Below are 19208 nucleotides of genomic sequence, written 5' to 3'. Positions count from 1 at the left end.
GTCTACAAATCCATCCGACATAAATGTAGAGATATCGGTTCGAGCGACCCGCGCGTTTATTCCGCCGGCGACGTAGGGGTCGTATGAGCGATCTCAGCCTCGACGCGACCCAGCTCGACCGGTATTCCCGTCACATCATCATGGACGGGGTCGGTCCCGCTGGCCAGGGGTCGCTGCTCGACGCGCGTGTGCTCGTCGTCGGGGCGGGCGGGCTCGGCGCGCCGACGATCCAGTATCTCGCCGCCGCGGGCGTCGGCCGGCTGGGCATCGTCGACGACGACGTGGTCGAGCGCAGCAACCTCCAGCGCCAGATCGTCCACGGCGACGACGACGTCGGCGAGAAGAAAGTCGACAGCGCCGCCCGCTTCGTCGAACAACTGAACCCCGACGTGACCGTCGAACCTCACGACGAGCGACTGGGTCCCGACAACGTCCGCTCGCTCGTCGACGACTACGACTTCGTCGTCGACGGTTCCGACAACTTCCGGACCCGATATCTCGTCAACGATGCCTGCACGCTCGCCGGGATCCCCTTCTCACACGGCGCGATCTACCGCTTCGAGGGTCAGGTGACGACCTTCGAGGGCGAGTCGCCGTGCTATCGCTGTCTGTTCCCCGAGGCACCACCGGCGGGAACGGTGCCCGACTGTGCGACGACGGGTGTGCTCGGCATGCTCCCCGGCGTGATCGGCACGATACAGGCGACCGAAACGGTGAAATCCCTGATGGACATCGGCGAGCGCCTCGACGGCCGACTGCTCTCCTACGACGCGCTGGCGATGAGCTTCGAGGAGCTCCCGCTCAGGGCGGACCCCGATTGTCCGGTCTGTGCCGAGAGCGGTATCGACTCGATCGAGGATGTCGAGTATGCCGGTTCCTGTGCGGTCGCCGACTAGGAGGAGACCGTCAGCGCCGACAGCGGGCGCGCGGCTCCTTCCGGCGGGCGCTCGAAGGCTTCAGGGTGGATCACTCCGGCGAGGTGTTCGAGCGAGTCGACCAGCCGGGTCCCGGGCCGGTTGACGTACTGGTGGCCGTCGATGGCGTACGCCTGACCGTCCTGGACGGCGGTGAGTTCGTCCCAGCCCGGACGATCGGTCAGGTCGGCGAGGTTCTCGGTCGTCTGGTCGAGATCGAACCCACAGGGTGCGACGGCCAGCACCTCGGGGTCGTACTCGCGAATCGTCTCCCACTCGACCGGGCGCGAGGCCGCCTCGTGGTCCGTCAATCCATAGGAACCGCCGGCCAGCTCGACCATCTCGGGGATCCAGTGGCTGGCGACCATCGCGGGATCGGCCCAGTCGAGCACCGCCACGCGCGGGCGCTCGTCGGTCATTTGGGTCGTTCGCTCGACTGCCTGTACGCGCGCTTCGAGATCGGCGACGAGTGCCGACGCTTGGTCTTCAGTCCCGGTCGCCGCGCCGATGCGACGGATGTCGTCGAAGACGTCGCCGATGCTGTGGGGATCGGTCGTGAGCACCTCGCAGTCGAGTTGTAGCTCGTCGACCGCCTCACGGACGGCCACCGCGTCGACCGCACAGACCTCGCAGATCCCCTGTGAGACGACGAGATCGGGATCGAGGCGTGCGAGCGTGTCGAGTTCGATATCGTAGACGCCGCCCGACCGCTCGGCTTCGAGCACCTGTTCGTCGATCTCCCCGCTCGATGCGGTGGGATCGACCCGTGAGCGATTGACGGCGGGTTTCTCGGCCATTCGCGGGGGATGATCGCACTCGTGGGAGACGCCGACCGGCTCAATGCCGAGTGCCGCGACGATCTCGGTTGCCGAGGGGAGTAACGAAACGACGCGCATGCCCGATCAAGGGGCGCGACGACCATAGCCCTTCGTGAACGGTTTCACCGTACGGGGCCAGCAGCACGTATGCAATCGACGACGAGCGGCACCTTCCGCGTGCTCGCCAGTCCACGTGATCCGGCCGAACTCCTCCTGCTGGATACGAGCTCACAGGACCCGACCTACGTCACGACCGAGGGCTACGACGGCGATCTCGGACAGACGGTCGACGACATCGAGCCGGGCAACCGCATCGCTGCGACGCTCTCCTGGACGGATGGAACGCCGCGCTTCGCCGAGATCAACATCGAGACACGCACGACGATCGCCTTCGCCGACGGCGCGACCGGCATCTTCGAGGTCGCCCACGAGACGTGGCAGGAGGCCGAACGCGAGGGCCGAGCGATGAACGCACGGACGACGCGCAACACCGACAACGAGGCCAACGGCGTCGTCTACACGTTCGCCAAACAGGCCGGTCAGCGACGCCTCTACGACGAGTTCGCCGACGGGATCACGCCGCTGGAGCCGCTCATCGGCCGGCTGGCTGCGAGCGCCGAACCCCCCTTCGCGGTGTTCGTCCTCGAACCGGTCGACGAACCGTTCGTTCTCGTGGTCATCGCGGCCGACCGCGACGGTCGGTTCGCCGAGACGATGGTCGAGAGCTACGACGGCCTCTGACGCGTCGTTTATACGCCACGCTATCCAAACGCGACCACCCATGCTCGACGAGACGGACCGCAAGGACCTGGAGAACGTGCGACTGCGACTGCGCGTGCTGAGCGGGATGCACAAACTCGACGCGATCGAGAACGGCGACGGGATGGCCGAGCACGACGCGGGCGACGCCGAAGGCAAGAGCGTCGCCTACGGGAAAGCTGCCGATCACATCGCGGCGCTGCTCGACGGCGATTACGGTCAGGAAAGCGTCACCGAACTCGTCGACGATCTCCCGGAAGAATGGAGCATGAACCTGCTGCGATATGCGGCCTACAGCGAGCGCACCGACGATTAATCGGAGGTGACGGCGACTTCGCCCTCGGGGCGCTCGGCGTCCTCAGTGCTGACCGCCTCGCGTTCCTCGCGCTCCTCTTCTTCCTTCTTGTTCTTGATCTTCTTCATCCGGAAGATCTCCTCGCGCTCCTGCTCTTCGAGCTTCTGCTCGATGTACTCCTGTGATTCGTGGAGCTCGGGCAGCAGTTTGAATTCGAGGGCGTTGACCCGCCGTTTGGTGGTCTCGATCTCGTTGAGCATCTTCTTCATCGCGGTCTCGACCTCGGCGGCGAGGACGATCGAGTCGATGAGCTCCTCGTAGGCGTCGGCAGCCTCGTCGATCTGCGCGCTCGTGCCGAGGATGCCGTAGCCGCGCTCGTCGAGCCCCTTCTGCACCTTCGAGGACTCGATCTGGGGGACGACGACGCCCATGATGTTCTTCGACTGGATGGTGATCTCGGGGTGTTCTTTGAGCGCCGCGGCCGCCCCGCGCACCGCGAGATCACCCTCGATCGCCCGCGCCATGTCGATCGTCTCCTGGGCCTCCTCGTAATCGTCGCCGAGACCCGATCGCACGTCCTGGGCCTGATCGAGGATGTCCATGAACTCCATGATGAGCCCGTCGCGTTTCTGCTCCAAGGTGTCGTGACCGCGCTCGGAGAGATCGATGCGATCCTCGATCGCCATCAGCTCCTTGCGCGTGGGTTTGACGTCGTTTGCCATTGCCTGAAATAGTCGACCGAGACCCTTAAGCTTCGGCCTCGGACTCGGCCGCGTCGCTCTCGTCGCTCGTCGATTCCTCGTCCGGTTCGCCAGCATCCTCGCGGTAGTACTTCTCGATGAGCTCCTCGTCGATGCGGTTGAGCGACGATTTCGGGAGCGTCGAGAGCAGGTCCCAACCGATGTCGAGCGTGTCTTCGATGTCGCGGTTGTTGTCGAAGCCCTGATCGACGAACTCGGTCTCGAAGCGGTCGGCCAGATCGAGATAGCGGTTGTCCTGCTCGGAGAGCGCCTCGCGACCGACGATGTTCACCAGGTCGCGCAGGTCCTCACCCTCCGCGTAGGCTGCGTAGAGCTGGTCGGAGACGTCGCCGTGGTCCTCGCGCGTGAGGCCCTCGCCGATCCCGTCGTCCATCAGCCGCGAGAGGCTCGGCAGCACGTTGACCGGCGGCTGCGCGCCCTGCGAGTTGAGGTTGCGATCCATCATGATCTGGCCCTCGGTGATATAACCTGTGAGATCGGGGATCGGATGCGTGTCGTCGTCGCCGGGCATCGTCAGGATCGGGATCTGCGTCACCGAGCCCTCGCGACCCTTGATCCGGCCCGCGCGCTCGTAGAGCTGGGCGAGGTCGGTGTACATGTAGCCCGGATAGCCACGCCGACCGGGCACCTCCTCGCGGGCGGCCCCGATCTCGCGCAGCGCCTCACAGTAGTTGGTCATGTCCGTCAGGATGACGAGCACGTGATAGTCCTTCTCGAAGGCGAGATACTCGGCCGTGGTGAGCGCGAGCCGCGGCGTGATCTGACGCTCGACGGCGGGGTCGTCCGCGAGATTCGAGAAGACGACCGATCGTTCGAGCGCGCCGGTGCGCTCGAAGTCCGCGAGGAACTCGTTCGACTCCTCAGCCGTAATGCCCATCGCACAGAACACCACTGCGAACTCCGAGCCGTCCTCGTCGTCGCCCTCCTCGTCGATCTCCTCGGGCACCGTCGCCTGTCGGGCGATCTGGAGCGCGAGGTCGTTGTGCGGGAGGCCGGACGCCGAGAAGATCGGCAGTTTCTGGCCCCGTACCAAGGTATTCATCCCGTCGATCGCCGAGACACCGGTCTGGATGAACTCCTCGGGATACTCCCTGGCGGTGGGGTTGATCGCCGCACCGATGATGTCCTCGCGCTCCTCGGGGACGATCTCGGGGCCGTCGTCGATCGGGCGACCCGAGCCGTCGAGCACTCTGCCGAGGAGGTCCTCGGTGACGGGCATCTTCATCGTCTCGCCGAGGAACCGAACCGAGGCCTCGCGATTGATGCTGTCGGTCCCCTCGAAGACCTGGATCGAGGCGAACTCCTCGTTCGATTCGAGCACCTGGCCGCGCTTCTGTTCGCCGTTCGGTAGCTCGATCTCGACGATCTCGTCGTAGCCCACCGGTTCGTCGATCTCGACGAACACGAGCGGCCCACTGATCTCCTCGATGGTTTGATATTCTTTCATTTTCGGTCGTCAGTATTTCTCCCGGAGCTGGCTCTCGATGTTCGATTCGACGTCGTCGATGAACTCCTCGTACTCCGCGGTCGTGCCGATGCGGTTGAGCCGCGGTGCGGCGTCGATATCCGTGATCTCCTCGACCGGGACGCCGGCGTCGAGCGCCGCGAACGCCTCGTCGTTGTAGGTCCTGATCGCCTGCATGATGAGGTAGGTCTTCTCCGGCGCGGAGTAGGCATCCACGTCGTCGAGCGCGTTCTGCTGGAGGAACGCCTCGCGCAGATAGCGCGCGATATCCAGGGTGAGCCGCTGGTCGTCCGGCAGCGCGTCCTCGCCGACCAGCTGGACGATCTCTTGGAGCTCGCTCTCCTCGTCGAGCGTGTCGATGGCCCACTGGCGCACCTCGGGCCAGTCGCTCGCGACGTTCTCCTCGAACCACGGGTCGAGCTGATCGCGATAGAGCGAGTACGACTCGTCCCAGTCGATCGCCGGGAAGTGCCGGCGCTCGGCGAGGTCGGCGTCGAGCGCCCAGAACGTCTTCACGATGCGCAGCGTGTTCTGGGTGACGGGTTCGGAGAAGTCACCGCCCGGCGGGGAAACAGCGCCGACCGCCGAGATCGATCCTTCAGTGCCGTTGATGTTCTGGAAGTAGCCAGCGCGCTCGTAGAACTCCGAGAGGCGCGCCGCGAGGTAGGCCGGATAGCCCTCCTCGCCGGGCATCTCCTCCAGGCGCGAACTGATCTCGCGCATCGCCTCCGCCCACCGCGAGGTGGAGTCGGCCATCAGCGCCACGTCGTAGCCCATGTCGCGGTAATACTCGGCGATCGTGATGCCCGTGTAGACACACGACTCGCGCGCCGCGACCGGCATGTTGGAGGTGTTGGCGATGAGGCAGGTCCGGCTCATCAACGGCTTCCCGGTGTTGGGGTCTTCGAGCTCGGGGAAGTCGTCGATCACTTCCGTCATCTCGTTGCCGCGCTCGCCACAGCCGATGTAGATGACGATATCGGCGTCGGCGTACTTCGCGAGGCTCTGCTGGGTGACGGTCTTCCCGGAGCCAAAGGGTCCCGGGATCGCCGCCGTCCCGCCCTTCGCGAGCGGGAACAGCCCGTCCTGGACGCGCTGTCCCGTGATCAGGGGCGTTTTCGGCGTCTCCTTGTCGACCGTCGGGCGGGCCTCGCGCACCGGCCACTCCTGATGCATCGTGACCTCCTCGCCCGAGTCGAGTTCGACGACCGTCTCGGTGACGGTGAACGCACCCTCCTCGACGTTCGTTACTGCGCCGCCCTCGTAGTCCGGCGGCACGAGCACCTTGTGTTCGATGCTCTCGGTCTCCGGGACCGTGCCGACGATGTCGCCGGCCTCGATCTCGTCGCCCTCCTCGACGGTGGGCGTGAACTCCCACGTCTCGTCCATCTCGATACCCGGCGCGTCGACACCGCGGTCGAGAAACGCGCCGAGCTGGTCTTCGAGCTCGTCGAGCGGGCGCTGAACGCCGTCGTAGATCGAGTAGAGCATGCCGGGCCCCAGATCGACCGAGAGGGGTTCGCCGGTGTTCGTGACGGGCTCGCCGGGGGCGACGTTCGAGGTCTCCTCGTAGACCTGGATCGTCGTCCGGTTGCCCTCGATCTCGATCACTTCGCCCATCAGCCCTTCGTCGCCGACGTAGACCACGTCGTTCATCCGCGCGCCGAGGTCCGCCGCCACGACGACCGGGCCGCTCACGCTCGCGATCGTGCCGTCCTCGTCACCCTGTGTATCGGTTGCCTGACTCATAAATTAGTTCTCGTCCATCAAGTCGATGCCGATGGCGCGTTTGATCTGCTCGCGCAGTCCGCCGCTGCCGGCCCCCTCGCCGCCGAGGGTCACCAACGTGGGTTCGATGCTCGTCTCGGCGTCCTGTCTGACGCCGCGCGAGAGATGCACCATATCGTCCTCTCGCATCACGACGATACCGATCTCCTCGTCGTCGAACGCCCGCTCGACGGCCGTATCGAGCGCCGCGTCTTTCTCGTCGTCGGGAACGTTCTCGAAGGCTCTGACGCCCGCGAGCCGAAAGCCCGTCGTGAACTCCGGGCTGCCGACGACGGCGATCTCCTGGCTCATGCGTCCCCCATCGGGACTGCGCCGGTTTCGGCCTGTCGGTTCATACCATCACCAGCTCCTCCTCGATCGTCTCGGGATCGAGCCCCGCCTCCTTGCCGCGCGCGATCGCGCGGACGTTGTCCACCTCGCGCATCTTCGCCAGCACGTAGGCGAACACCGGACAGACCGAGAGCGGATACCGGTTCGAGAGCGTCCGGGAGTATTCGAGCAGCGCCCTGTTGAGGGCGCGCTCGACGCCCGAGAGGCCCTCGGCCGATTCGAGTTCGGAAAGCGCCGCGTCGAGATCGTCGCCGTACGTGCTCTCGCGCAGGCGCGAGACGAGCTCGTCGGTGTTGGCCACCAGCGCGCCGATCCCCTCCTCGTCGAACAGCCGCCCGCCATCGATGTAGTATTCGGCGGGATCGACGTCCGCACCGCTGCGTGAGAGCCGCAGCGCGTTCTCGATGTTGCGGAAGTCGATCTCGGCTTCGAGGAAATCGATATACAGCTGTGTCGCCCGGCTCGGCTCCGAGGGGAGCCCCGCGATCAGCGCCTCGTAGAACGCCCGATCGACGGCGTTTTCGAGGGGGACGAGCACCGCTCGCTCCTCGTATTCGCCGTAAGCACCGGCGAGCGCGTCGCCGAACATCGTATCGGCGAGCACGTCGATCACCGCCTCGATCGACTCCGCGCCGAGCAGGCGCTCGATGCGCTGCTCGGAGAACTCGCCGGCACGGATGAGGTCGGTCTCGACCGACTCGCGCTCGGCGTCCGAGTAGATCCCGCGCATCACCGTTTTGACGTTCCAGGCGTCGAACTGCCGGAGATAGCGCGCGATGTAGTCGTACAGTCGTCCCTCGGCGAACCGAAGCAGATCGTCGAAGTGATTCGCGAGGTTGCGGTGGAGGGCGTGTTCGATGAGATCGACGCCCGAATAGCGCGCGCCGAGGGCGTTCATCGCCTCCTCGTACTCCGATTCCTCCATGAACCGGGCGATCTCGCCCGGTCCCATCCGGATCAGCTTTCGGTAATCGTCCTCGTCGAACAGTTTTGCCCGGCGCGACCGCACGCGCGCGGTGACGTACTCGTAGTTCGACCCCGATCCGTTCGTTCGCGTGCTCATTGCTGGAACAGTCGCTCGCTGACCGCCTTCAACTCCTCGTCCCAGACCGCATCGAACACCGAGTCGAAGGTGTTGTTCACCCGCAGGCGCGAGGCGTCGCTCTCGGCGACGATGCCACCGAGGCAGTCGACCGAGCCGGCGTGTTCGAAGCCGTCGTAGTCGGCGACGATCGATTCGATGAGTGCGGCATCGTCGTCGCGACCGTACACCGTGACGGGGCCGTCGTCGAACTCCCCCGCGGCGTCGTCGAGCAGCTCGCGGGTCAGCTCCTCGCGCCGGTCACCGGAGATGTCCGCAACCGCCGCCTCGGCCCGATCGCGGACATCGGCGAGGCTGTCGCGGCGGGCTTCGAGGCGTTTCTGTTTGGCCTCCAGCTTCGCACTGGAGAGTTTCTGCTCGCGTTCCTGCTCGATCCGCGAATCGAGATCGTCCTCGCGCTCGGCGATGATCTCGTCGGCATCGCTCTCGGCCTCGGCGAGGATCTCGTCGACGCGCTCGTCGGTTTCGCGGTCGATGCGCTCGGCGCGCTCCCTAGCGTCGTCTTTGATGTCTTCGGCGACCGTATCGAGACTCATTGATGGGAGGGCGCTACTGCAGGAACAGTGTGACCAGCGTGAGGAGCACGATCGTCTCCGGCAGCACGGTCAACACCAGGGCGATACCGAACGAGATCGAGTCCTCGGCGAGCGCACCGATCGCCGCCGCACCGATCCCGCGCTCGGCGTAGCCCGCGCCGAAGCCGGCCAACCCGACCGCCAGCGCCGCCACGCCGGTTCCGGTGATCGCCGGGCCACCTTGCTGAAGCAGTACCATCGCGTCGATAAACGCAGCCGTGAGTTCGAGTCCTATCATGGATTAGTTCCGTTGCGTGTTCGCTCGTGTCCGAACAGTGTCTACTCCCGCGACCGGATTCATAAAGCTTCCCAAAAAATCCCGTCAACCGTAGATGGACAGGCTCATAACCCCACACAGCGGAGAGAAACGGTTGGAGTGACACCCCCTCGTTCGGGGGACGATCCGTCAGTTTTCGGCCGTGTGTTCGCGCTCGCGACCGAAGGGATTGTACCGATCGCCGCCACCCTCGTAGAACTTGTTCAGGAACTCGACGTATTCGAGGCGGATCGCCTGCAGGCCCGCGCTGGTGACCCCGAGCGCGAGCACGACCACGTGTCCAAAGACGAGGACCACGACCCCGCCGATCACGCCGCCGATACCCATGTGGACCAGCCCGGGGAACATCAGCTCGGCCCCGGAGCCGAGCCCGTCGACGTAGCCGGGGCCGTGATCAAGCAGGAAGTGGAACTCCTGTGCACCCGCGGGGCCTTCCCGGTAGGCACCGAAAAAGAGCAGGTTGACGACGAACGCCATCCCGGCCTTCGCCAGCAACACCGCCGCGAGACGGGTGTACGAGAGCACGTTCACGAGCACTTGGAGGCTTTCGAGCGCGCCCGAGACGATCCCCGGCAGCACGCCGAAGTGGCCCACCTCGCTGATGATGAACAGCACGACGCCGAGCAGGAAGCCGCCGACCAGCCCGACGATGCCGACGGTCGCCGAGAAGCCCGAAAAGCCGAGCGCGAACGGCTCACCATTGAAGACGGTGAAGAGGAAGTCGGGCTTGGAGTCCGCGACCGACTCGCTGAAGATCCAGATCCAGATGCCGAGCATCCGGATGAGCCACGAACCGGATTCGAGCACGGCCGTGCGCAGGTCGGCCTCCATGAACTCCTCGACGAAGCCGATGAGATAGCCGACGGTCATGTGCAGCAGCCCCACGAGGAGGCTCACGACGAGCCAGAGCTGGGCCCACTCGATGCCGGCCGGCGACAGCCCCTTCTCGATCGGTGGGTGGCCGCCCCAGACGTAGTCGGCGATGAGATGCAGTCCGAAGACCTCGCCGTAGAGGATACCGAACAGCATCGTGAACCCGCCCGCCCAGAGGCCGATCGCGCCGAGACTGCGGATCCCATCGCTCTCGAAGCGCGTGTAGACCAGCCCGCCGATCGCCGTATAGAGCAGCCCGTAGCCGAAGTCGCCGATCATGAACCCGAAAAAGGCCGGGAACGTCAGGAAGAGCACGACCGACGGGTCGAGTTCGGAGTATTTCGGCCGGTCGATGAGGTTGACCAGCATCTCGAACGGTCGTACCGGATCGGGGTTCTCCTGGACGACCGGTGGCTCGCTGCCGGACATCGGTCGGTCGGCCTCGGTGCTGCCGCCGTCGGTCTCGACCGCGACACCGCCGTCGGCGGCCGTCTCCGGCTCGCCACGGCCACCCTCGTCGGCGTCGGTCTGCTCGCGATCGATGAGACGACCGTCGCTGTCGTAGGCGGCACGTTCGAGCTCCTCGACCTCGCAATGCTCGCCGACGCTGTCACCCAGCGCCTCGGCGAGATCGACGAATCGCTCGGTCGGGATCCAGCCCTCGGCGACGAAGGCGTTCTCGGTCGTCGCAAAGGAGAGCGGTGCCTCGCGCTTTTCGACCTCGATGGCGAGCTGCTCCTCGGCCGCCAGCAGGAAGTCGGCGTGCTCCTCGCGCAGCGCGTCGAGTTCGTTCTCGACGTCGTCGGTCTCCCGATCGAGCTCGTCGCGGCGCGCTTCGAGCTCCGAGACGTACTCCGCGGGCGCGCCGTCGCCCTCCGGTACGTCGATCGCCGCGAACTCCGCGCCGACGAGCACGTCTTCGAGCACTCCCTCCTCGCCAGCGACGGGGTCGGCGAACACCGCGATGGCGTCGTCCTCGACGAACAGTTCGTGTCGGGCGACGTCGTCGGCCGCGTCGAGCGCCGCGCGGACGGAGTCGGGTTCGCCCTCGCCGACACGCGTTTCGAGGGTGTCGTAGCCCGAGAGCAGATCGAGATCGATGCCGAGCGCCCGGAGCGGCCCCATCGCGCTGATGCGCTCGTCGACCGAGCGGCGTTCCTCGCGGTACTCCTCACGACGGTCATCGAGCGTGTTGGCTTCCCCGCGGATCGATTCGAGACGGTCGGCGACGTCGACCGATCCCATTCGTCCCTCGCGCTCGGGATCGACGTCGAGCAGCGACTGGAGCGAGCGGACGGTGACGAGGCGTTCGGCGGCCTCGTCGGCACCGGCGATCGGATCGCCGGGATCGAACCCGTCCCACGCGCCGTCGTAGTCGGTCACGTCGACCAGCCGGAGCTCGTGGATCGTCTCGATGACGTCCTCCAGCACGCGGTCGGCACCGGTGACCGACACCCGGCTCATCCGCTCTGGCCTAAGCATGTACCTTCTCGACGAAGCGCTCGACGACGTACTCGACGGTTTCGTCGCTGCGCTCTCGTGCTTCGGCTTCGAGCCGTTCGCGCTCGCCCTCGCCGGCGGCGAGGATCTCCTCGCGCTCGGCCTCGATCTCCGCGCGGGCCTCCTCGAAGCGCTGTTCTTCGAGTTCATCGGCCTCCTCGCGGGCCTCCTCGCGGATCTCCTCGGCCTCCTCGCGGGCCTCGGCGATGCGTTCCTCGCGCTCGCGTTTGGCCTCGTCGAGTATCTCGTCGGCCTCCCGCTCGGCGTCCTGGATTCGGTCGAGAACCTCTGGTCTCGCCATTCTTCTGCGAGGGTTGTGTGAGCGGCTATTTGGTAGTTGCGAATGTCCGTCAGGCATCGTGAACGCTCCCGAGACTGCTGTGGCGCGCGATGAATCCGGCCGGAGGCCGGAGAACGCGCGAGGGATGAGCGAACGAGCGCAGCGAGTGAGCGAATCGGCTGGGGAGGTCTGTGGCTGTCGCGGTACGGTAAGCGATAGCATCCGCGCGAACGTAGTGAGCGAGGTTCGCCGCGAGCGACCGTCGGGAGCGAGCGGAAGTTTTTGGTCCAGATTTTTGGTCGGGGGTTGAGCGCGAGCGACCGAAGGAAGCGAGCGCGATGCCCCCATCTAAAAAGCTGTCTTTTACCCACAAATGCTATCGCGGTAGCTGACGAACTGAGACCGAAAGATGGAGCGTCGTTCGAGGGGGTGGCGACCGAAACTGGATGAGAATGGCGAACTGTATGATATGGATGTATCAGATTGGATTCGTACGGAGTTTCGGGCGGCTGATCTTGGCGATAAGCGTCTCACGGATCGATTAGTCCAGATCGGTGATGAACTCGGCAGTTCACCTGCCGAGTCCATCCCAGCCGCCTGCGAAGACTGGGCCTCCACAAAGGCTACATACCGATTCTGCGATAATGACAGTGTGGAACCCAACGAGGTTCTCTCTGCTCACAAGCAAACACAGCACTCACGGTTGGGTGACGGAGACGAGCTGTTGGTCGTCTCCGACACCACCTATCTCACCTTTCCTCGCCACCCAGCTAAAGAGGGCCTTGGTGACATTAGCTCTGCTGACATCGATGTTGAAGGCGTCAAAGTCCATACCTCGGTTGGAATTCTCCCGGAAACACAGCGTATGACTGGGATCATCGATCAGCAGGTGCTGATCGAAGACCAACAATCAGGCAATACGTACGACACGAATGGGAAAGATGAGTCAATTCTCCTTGAGAATGGACAGGAGAAATGGATTCGTGGTGACAGGGAAGCCACCGAGTGGCTTCCCGAAGACGTGCGGCCGATTTTCGTCCACGACCGAGGCGGAGACGCATTCTCGTTGTACACTGAACTCAACAAAACGATGGACAACACTGGCTTTGTTGTCCGAGCCAATCAAAATCGACGGATACACACGGACGACGGTGAGTTAGACAAACTCTTCGACTGGAGTGGCGACCTTCCTCAGGAGGGTCGCACGACCATCGAGATCCAGCAAGGTGGCGGAAGACAGGCACGGCAAGCAGAGTTGTCGATTGCAACAGGAACATGTGACCTTCTTCCACCCCGGAACGATTCTGCTGGTAAAGATCCGGTCACGGTGAACGTCGTGAGAATCGACGAGATCAGCGAGAGCGACGACCCGATTCAGTGGGTGTTACTCACCACTGAATCGGTCGAAGACTTCGACGATGCTCTAACCATCATTGAGTATTACCGTGCTCGCTGGCGAATCGAAGATTGGCATAAAGCGTTGAAGACTGGCTGTGGGTTCGAAGAACGTCAACTTCAGACGTGGGAGCGTATGGAGGTGTTACTGAGTGTGTACTCAGTGATCGCGTGGAAGGTACTGGAGTTACGAGAACTAGCTCGTGGAGAACCATCGGTTGCTCCAGAAGTCTTGTTGAGCGAGGCCGAGCGCGCAGTTCTGGAAACGAAATTTCCAGAACTGAGCGGTCAAAACGGCAAAGCCTACGCTGTAAGTGTAGCGAAGCTTGGCGGATATCTGGACCGTGGCTCTGATCCTCCACCAGGATGGCAGACGATGTGGAAAGGGCTTCAGAAGCTCCGGATGTGGGCTGAAGGCTACGAACTCGGTGCTGAATGAGCGCCAGCGGCCGCTCATTCAGCTGAACTCACTGTGAACTCAGACGATTCCCCGTTTTGCAGACCGATTCCTGTTCGAAACCGTGAGTCTGTCTTAATCGTGATAGTATCTTGACCAATTTCATATTTTCAAACCAGAATAGGGTGGTTTACCTTGATAACGCTGAGTTATGGGTAAGAGACAGATCTAAAAAGGTGGGAGTTTATCCCGGCGGCGATCGGAGAGCCGCCAATGGGTATCCTCGAGAACAAGGCGCGCGCACAGGTGTTCTACAAGTACCTCTCGAACGTCTACGACGAGATCAACCCGTTCGTCTGGAACGCCGAGATGCGTGCGGAGGCGCTCGAACTGTTCGACGTCGACGAGGACGACCGCGTGCTCGACATCGGCTGCGGGACGGGCTTCGGCACCGAGGGATTACTCGAACACACCGAGCGCGTACATGGACTCGATCAGAGCGCCCACCAGCTGAAGCGTGCCTATGGGAAGTTCGGGCGGGACGGGCCGGTCAAGTTCTACCGAGGCGATGCCGAGCGCCTGCCGTTCGAGGACGATACCTTCGACGCGCTCTGGTCGTCCGGTTCGATCGAATACTGGCCCGACCCCGTGGCGGCCCTGCGCGAGTGCCGGCGCGTCACGGAGCCGGGCGGCAACGTCCTGGTCGTCGGCCCCGACGCGCCGAAGACCTCGGTGGTCGGCCGACTCGCCGACGCGATCATGCTGTTTTACGACGAAGAGGAGGCCGATCGGATGTTCGCCGCGGCCGATCTCGACGTGGTCGAACACCGCATCCAGCAGGCCAACCCCGGGAGCCCACGGGCGATCACGACGCTCGCGCGCGTGCCCGAGTAATCAGACACGCGCGGTCGCTACCGGTTCGCCTTCGGTGTAGATCTTGACCGTGACCTGTGAGTCGGCGCTTGGCTGTGGAGAGTTGGTCGTGCTGGCGATGATGAATGAAGCAGTCTCGCCAGCCGTCCATCTGTGATCGCTACTGGCGCTATTGAACGGTCCAGTCGGTGGATATCGAAATCCATCGGGATTCGTGCCGGGAACCTTCGGTTGCTTTGCGAGCGATTCACCGTCGACGTAGACACGGACGGTGAGTTCGGTCACGTCGAGCGCGTCGCCGCTGTGATGTGTGAGATTGATCTGGTTCGGATGTTCGTTGCCGAACTTCGCCGTGATGGCGGCTTCCGGTGCGTTTCCCGAATCGCCGATGCCGATGGCGAACGCCCCGACGATGGCCGCAAGTACGACGGTGACGCCGACAAGGAGGACGACGCCGACGACCGGGGCAACGGCACGGCGTGACACACCACGGCTGGCCCCGGCCTGCTATTTCAACGTTCGGCCGTAGATGGTGAGCCAGCGGCAGTCGTCGTCCGGTTGCTCGCCGGGGAGAACTCCGTCTCGATCCGGACGGTGTCGCCGTTCGCCCGGGCAACGACGGTGGCGCTGTTCCGTGGCGCGACCGCCCAGAGCGAGCCGTCGGTACCGGTGCGACCGACCGAGTGGTTGGCGATCGTGATGCGCCCATCGACCGGTTCGCCCGCGCGGTCCGTGAGCGAGAGTTCGACCGGTCCCGTGGGATAGGTACGGTTGACGGTCAGTCGGAGGTCGCCGCTGGTCCGGCGAAGCGGATCGGTCGTGGGCATGGCCGAGAGGCGGTTTCGCTGCTGTTCCGAGAACACCGCGCCCGAGCGGCTGTCGAGGTTGGTCGTCAGGCGGCCGTGATCGTAAAACAGCGTGAAGCGATAGACGCCCGCCTGGCGATCACCGCTCGCGTCCCGTGACACGGAGTTGTTCCACGCCCACGGATAGCGATCGGCAACGCGATCGAGCGCGGCGGTGATGTCGGTCAGGCTGCCCGCCGATTCGTTGGCCCGTTCGCTCGGGAGATACGCCTCGCGGGAGTGGCGACCATCGTCGACCGTCGCCAGTACGACGCCTTCGCTTGCGGTTGCAACGTACAGATCGAGCGCTTCGAGGCGCTCGTCGGGTGCCGTTTGCGCAGCTTCGAGATCGGGGGCGGTCGACGCGTCGAGCGGAGCCGTGTTTTGCCCGCGCAGCGTCGTGGCGATGCTCTCACGAACCGGGCCGCGCAGCGGACCGAGTTCGACGCCACGGTTGCGCGCCCAGCTGACTGCCGGCTGGCTATCGATGGTCGAACCGGGGATCGAGCGTGCGCGATCGGCCACACGGCCGGCAGCCACGCCGAGCCGTCCGGCCGCCGTGTGGATGCGCGCGAGTTCGATGACGAACTCCCGGGCCGTGCTCGTCCCGTTGTTGTACTCGCGCACCGCCGTCGACTGGTGGCGCTGCAGCCCGTCGATACGCGATTCGATGCGGTCGGCGTTCGTTTGGAGCATTTCTCGGCGTTTGGCCGTCGAGTCGGTCGCGGCGAAGCGCTCGTCGAGAACGAGCTGTCGATAGCGGCCGTCGAGACCGCGCGTATCGAGCGCGAGCGTCCCCGAAACGTCGAGCGTCGCGCGCTGATAGCCGGTCGATTCAGCCGCATCCGGGCCGATCGTCAGATACTCGCTCGTGTTCGTTGCCGGCGTCGCCGGCCGGGCGCTCTGTCGATCGCCGGCGCTCGGCACCGCGACCGCAGCCCCGGCGAGCAGACAGCAGCACACCACCACGGCGAGCGCACGACGCATTGAGAGGGGAAACGAACGGCTGCTATTAAAACCATGTCGCCGACGACGAACAGGTCAGGGATGGAAACCGTTTTCGCGTCGGCCCGAGGACGGCCCGTATGCGCGTCCGGGCGGTACTCGTCGTCCTCGCCCTCGTGGCCGTCGTCACCACTCCGGTGACCGGACAGGTCACGCCCGACACGGAGCGGTTCGCACCGACGGCGCAGGCGGATGCCGGCCAACCCAGCGGCGCGAACAACACGACCATCGCCATCCACCCACGGCCGAACGGTGACGCACGGTTCAGGGTATCGACGGGGTTCGTCCTCGACGATACGAACGACTCGTCGGCGTTCCGCGCGCTCGGACGGCGGTTCGAGGAGGGGAGCGCCGGTTTCTCGGTCGGGACCTTCCGACGGGCCGCCAACGAATCGAGCATCGTCACCGGCCGGTCGATGAACGTAACGAACGTCACACGAAACGCGACCATCGTCGGCGAAAACGCAAGCGGGCCCGACACCGGACGGCTCGTCCTGGGGTTCACATGGACGGGGTTCGCCCGAACGAGCGGCGATCGGCTGATCGTCGGCGACGCGTTCAACACCACCCGCGGGACGTGGCTGCCCGGTCTCACCACAAATCAGACCCTGATCGTCGAGTCACCACCACGGTACGTCGTCACCCGCTCGCCGGTCGGATTCACCAACGGCACGCTCGTCTGGAACGGGCCGGAAACCTTCCAGCCAGGATCGCCGAGAGCCGTGTTCACGAGCCGTGAAAGTGCGAATCGGACAACCGAATCCGGCGGCCCGCTGGCATCGGTACCCGCGCTGGCGGTCGGCGTCGGGATCGTCGCACTCACCGTCGTCGGAGTCTACGCGTTCGCACGGCACAACGGCGGCGATGCGTCGACGGCCGACGCGGCACCCCCCGACGAATCGACGGCGAGCGAACCTGCCGCGCCACCGCCGACGAAGACGGAGACCGAACTACTCTCCGACGAGGAGCGCGTCGAGCATCTGCTCGAACGCAACGACGGGCGGATGAAACAGGCCGCCATCGTCACCGAGACCGGCTGGTCGAACGCGAAGGTCTCGCAGCTGCTCTCGGCGATGGCCGAGGAGGGCCGCGTCGAGAAACTCCGCATCGGGCGCGAGAACCTCATCAGCCTCCCGGATGATGGGGAAGGGTGACACTCCGGAACCGTTAACAGCCACGCGATGGGTGAATCGTTCATGAAGGTTCTGGTGGCAGTGGCGGAGGTGGCCGATGTCGAGGACGAGTTCGCAATCGACGGGCTGGCCATCGACGAGCAGTACCTGAACTACGACCTCAACGAGTGGGACGACTACGCCGTCGAGGCGGGCGTCCAGCTGCAAGAGGCCGGCGACGACGTCGAGGTGGTCTCGGTGACGATCGGGCCCGAGCGCGCCGACGAGACGATTCGGATGGCGCTCGCCAAGGGCGTCGATCGTGCCGTCCGCGTCTGGGACGAGAACCTGGAGGGGACGGAGTATCTCGACAGCGAGACCAAAGCCGACGTTCTCGCAGCTGTCGTCGAGGACGAACAGCCCGATCTCGTGCTCGCTGGCGTTCAGTCCGACGACACCGCCTTCGGCGCGACGGGTGTTGCCCTCGCCGAAGAGGTCGGCTTCGAGTGGGCCGCCGTCGTCAACGATCTCGAATACGAGCCAGGAAGCGACACCGCGTCGGTTCATCGCGAACTCGAAGGCGGTGTCGAGGAGTTCACTGACGTCGAACTACCCGCTGTGTTGACCATCCAGACGGGGATCAACGAACCGCGCTACGCGAGCCTGCGCGGGATTCGACAGGCCCAGTCCAAGGAGATCGCCCCCAAAACCCTCGACGAGCTGGGTCTCGACGCTAGCGTCACCGACAGTGCCGTCTCGTTGACGCAACTGTACGAGCCGGAAACCGAAAGCGACGCCACCCTCTTCGAGGGCAGCCCCGACGAGGAGGCCGACCAACTCGCCGACCTCCTCCGCGACGAGGGGGTCGAAGCATGAGCGATATTCTGGCCGTCGCCGAACACCGCCGCGGCGATCTCCGTGATGTGAGCTTCGAACTCGTGACTGCCGGGCGCGAGCTCGCCGACGCCGCCGGTGGCGACCTCCACGTGGCGATCATCGGCGGCGATGTCGACGGATTCGCCGACGAGCTGAACCGCGAGGGCGTCGATATGGTTCACACCGTCAGCGAGGGCGAGGAGTTCAACCACGACATCTATACCCAGTCCGTCGAAGCGCTCGCCGACGAACTGGCTCCGGAAGTACTCCTGCTGCCCAACACGGTCAATGGGCTCGACTACGCGCCCGCCGTTGCCAATGGGCTGTCGCTCCCGCTGGTGACCGACGCTATCGACGTCGAGTATGGTGACACTCTCTCGGTCACCCGCGAGATGTACGGCTCGAAGGTCGAAACCGTCGTTGAAGTCGACGCCGATCGGGTGGCGCTGACGATCCGCCCCGGCGAGTGGCCACCCGCCGAGGGTACTGGTGATGCCGAAATCAGTCAGTTCGACGTGGATATCGACGAATCGGCCGTCCGCTCGACGGTCACGGGCTTCCAAGAGGTCGGCGGCGGTGACGTCGATATCACTGACGCCGATGTGCTCGTGAGCGTCGGTCGCGGTATCGAGGAAGAGGAGAACATCGCGCTCGTCGAAGCGCTGGCCGACACCCTCGGCGCGACGCTCTCCTCGTCGCGCCCGATCGTCGACAACGGCTGGCTCCCCAAGAATCGGCAGGTCGGTCAGTCCGGGAAAGTCGTCACGCCCGATGTCTACATCGCCATCGGAATCTCCGGGGCCGTCCAGCACGTCGCCGGCATGAAAGGTGCCGACACCATCGTCGCCATCAACACCGACGCGAGCGCCCCCATCTACGATCTCGCCGACTACGGCGTCGCCGACGATCTCTTCGATGTCGTTCCCGCGCTTATCGAAGCCTTCGGTGGCGAACCGCCCGCGCTCTGA

Annotated in this window: 20 protein-coding genes; 8 read left to right on the top strand and 12 right to left on the bottom strand. The window is 64.7% G+C overall.

The window, feature by feature from the left end:
* Positions 1 to 83 precede the first annotated feature (83 nt).
* Positions 84 to 896, top strand: coding sequence for an SAMP-activating enzyme E1 (gene ubaA / locus MUK72_RS03880; protein WP_244704121.1), 813 nt, complete (start codon positions 84 to 86; stop codon positions 894 to 896).
* On the opposite strand, the gene MUK72_RS03875 is transcribed toward ubaA, so the two are convergent.
* A complete protein-coding gene (locus MUK72_RS03875) occupies positions 893 to 1810 on the bottom strand; it encodes a cobalamin-binding protein (RefSeq protein ID WP_244704119.1) in 918 nt (305 codons plus the stop codon). The genes ubaA and MUK72_RS03875 overlap by 4 nt on opposite strands.
* A gap of 69 nt (positions 1811 to 1879) precedes the next feature.
* Between MUK72_RS03875 and MUK72_RS03870 the strand changes: the two genes are divergently transcribed.
* Complete coding sequence (locus tag MUK72_RS03870; RefSeq protein ID WP_244704118.1) at positions 1880 to 2473, top strand: DUF6663 family protein; 594 nt, start codon at positions 1880 to 1882, stop codon at positions 2471 to 2473.
* A gap of 40 nt (positions 2474 to 2513) precedes the next feature.
* Entirely contained in the window at positions 2514 to 2807 is a 294-nt protein-coding gene (locus MUK72_RS03865; protein WP_004051680.1) for a hypothetical protein, read from the top strand.
* Here MUK72_RS03865 and MUK72_RS03860 read toward each other — a convergent pair.
* The 9 genes from MUK72_RS03860 to ahaH all read right to left on the bottom strand — a co-directional run bounded on the left by MUK72_RS03860 (position 2804) and on the right by ahaH (position 11758).
* Positions 2804 to 3508, bottom strand: a complete 705-nt coding sequence (locus tag MUK72_RS03860) for a V-type ATP synthase subunit D (RefSeq protein WP_244704116.1) — start codon at positions 3506 to 3508, stop codon at positions 2804 to 2806. The genes MUK72_RS03865 and MUK72_RS03860 overlap by 4 nt on opposite strands.
* 25 nt (positions 3509 to 3533) lie before the next feature.
* On the bottom strand, positions 3534 to 4994 hold the full coding sequence (locus MUK72_RS03855; protein WP_004051683.1) for a V-type ATP synthase subunit B: 1461 nt from the start codon (positions 4992 to 4994) through the stop codon (positions 3534 to 3536).
* 9 nt (positions 4995 to 5003) lie between these two features.
* The gene (locus MUK72_RS03850; protein WP_244704114.1) at positions 5004 to 6761 is read right to left on the bottom strand and encodes an ATP synthase subunit A; all 1758 of its coding nucleotides are present in this window, start codon (positions 6759 to 6761) and stop codon (positions 5004 to 5006) included.
* A gap of 3 nt (positions 6762 to 6764) precedes the next feature.
* Complete coding sequence (locus MUK72_RS03845) at positions 6765 to 7091, bottom strand: V-type ATP synthase subunit F (protein ID WP_244704112.1); 327 nt, start codon at positions 7089 to 7091, stop codon at positions 6765 to 6767.
* 40 nt (positions 7092 to 7131) lie between these two features.
* Entirely contained in the window at positions 7132 to 8193 is a 1062-nt protein-coding gene (locus MUK72_RS03840; RefSeq protein WP_244704109.1) for a V-type ATP synthase subunit C, read from the bottom strand.
* Complete coding sequence (locus tag MUK72_RS03835) at positions 8190 to 8768, bottom strand: V-type ATP synthase subunit E (RefSeq protein WP_244704107.1); 579 nt, start codon at positions 8766 to 8768, stop codon at positions 8190 to 8192. Before MUK72_RS03835 ends, MUK72_RS03840 begins: the two co-directional genes overlap by 4 nt.
* A 13-nt stretch (positions 8769 to 8781) precedes the next feature.
* Positions 8782 to 9045: a hypothetical protein gene (locus tag MUK72_RS03830; protein ID WP_004051688.1), complete on the bottom strand. Its 264-nt coding sequence runs from the start codon at positions 9043 to 9045 to the stop codon at positions 8782 to 8784.
* Positions 9046 to 9213: 168 nt separating this feature from the next.
* Complete coding sequence (locus tag MUK72_RS03825) at positions 9214 to 11421, bottom strand: V-type ATP synthase subunit I (RefSeq protein WP_343750073.1); 2208 nt, start codon at positions 11419 to 11421, stop codon at positions 9214 to 9216.
* Between the two features lie 10 nt (positions 11422 to 11431).
* Positions 11432 to 11758, bottom strand: a complete 327-nt coding sequence (ahaH, locus tag MUK72_RS03820; RefSeq protein WP_004051690.1) for an ATP synthase archaeal subunit H — start codon at positions 11756 to 11758, stop codon at positions 11432 to 11434.
* A 388-nt stretch (positions 11759 to 12146) separates the two neighbouring features.
* Between ahaH and MUK72_RS03815 the strand changes: the two genes are divergently transcribed.
* Together MUK72_RS03815 and MUK72_RS03810 are read left to right on the top strand one after the other, a co-directional pair.
* Positions 12147 to 13571 (top strand): IS4 family transposase, encoded by a 1425-nt coding sequence (locus MUK72_RS03815; protein ID WP_244701882.1) that lies wholly within the window; start codon positions 12147 to 12149, stop codon positions 13569 to 13571.
* Positions 13572 to 13802: 231 nt separating this feature from the next.
* On the top strand, positions 13803 to 14423 hold the full coding sequence (locus MUK72_RS03810; RefSeq protein WP_244704103.1) for a methyltransferase domain-containing protein: 621 nt from the start codon (positions 13803 to 13805) through the stop codon (positions 14421 to 14423).
* Here the strand turns inward: MUK72_RS03810 and MUK72_RS03805 are convergent, their stop codons facing one another.
* Both MUK72_RS03805 and MUK72_RS03800 read right to left on the bottom strand, forming a co-directional pair.
* Positions 14424 to 14888, bottom strand: coding sequence for a type IV pilin domain-containing protein (locus MUK72_RS03805; RefSeq protein WP_244704101.1), 465 nt, complete (start codon positions 14886 to 14888; stop codon positions 14424 to 14426).
* Positions 14889 to 14914: 26 nt separating this feature from the next.
* Positions 14915 to 16234 (bottom strand): DUF7096 domain-containing protein, encoded by a 1320-nt coding sequence (locus tag MUK72_RS03800; RefSeq protein WP_244704099.1) that lies wholly within the window; start codon positions 16232 to 16234, stop codon positions 14915 to 14917.
* 98 nt (positions 16235 to 16332) lie between these two features.
* Here MUK72_RS03800 and MUK72_RS03795 point away from each other — a divergent pair, with 98 nt between their 5' ends.
* The 3 genes from MUK72_RS03795 to MUK72_RS03785 are packed head-to-tail and all read left to right on the top strand — an operon-like array spanning position 16333 to position 19208.
* The gene (locus MUK72_RS03795) at positions 16333 to 17406 is read left to right on the top strand and encodes a helix-turn-helix transcriptional regulator (protein ID WP_244704097.1); all 1074 of its coding nucleotides are present in this window, start codon (positions 16333 to 16335) and stop codon (positions 17404 to 17406) included.
* Between the two features lie 42 nt (positions 17407 to 17448).
* Positions 17449 to 18240, top strand: coding sequence for an electron transfer flavoprotein subunit beta/FixA family protein (locus MUK72_RS03790; protein ID WP_244704095.1), 792 nt, complete (start codon positions 17449 to 17451; stop codon positions 18238 to 18240).
* Entirely contained in the window at positions 18237 to 19208 is a 972-nt protein-coding gene (locus tag MUK72_RS03785) for an electron transfer flavoprotein subunit alpha/FixB family protein (RefSeq protein ID WP_244704093.1), read from the top strand. The genes MUK72_RS03790 and MUK72_RS03785 overlap by 4 nt, the downstream gene beginning before the upstream one ends.

This window comes from Halococcus dombrowskii (genome assembly GCF_022870485.1).
In the GTDB taxonomy this organism is placed as follows: domain Archaea; phylum Halobacteriota; class Halobacteria; order Halobacteriales; family Halococcaceae; genus Halococcus; species Halococcus morrhuae.
Note: the sequence above shows the minus strand (reverse complement) of the source record. Positions and strands in the feature narration are given on the sequence as shown.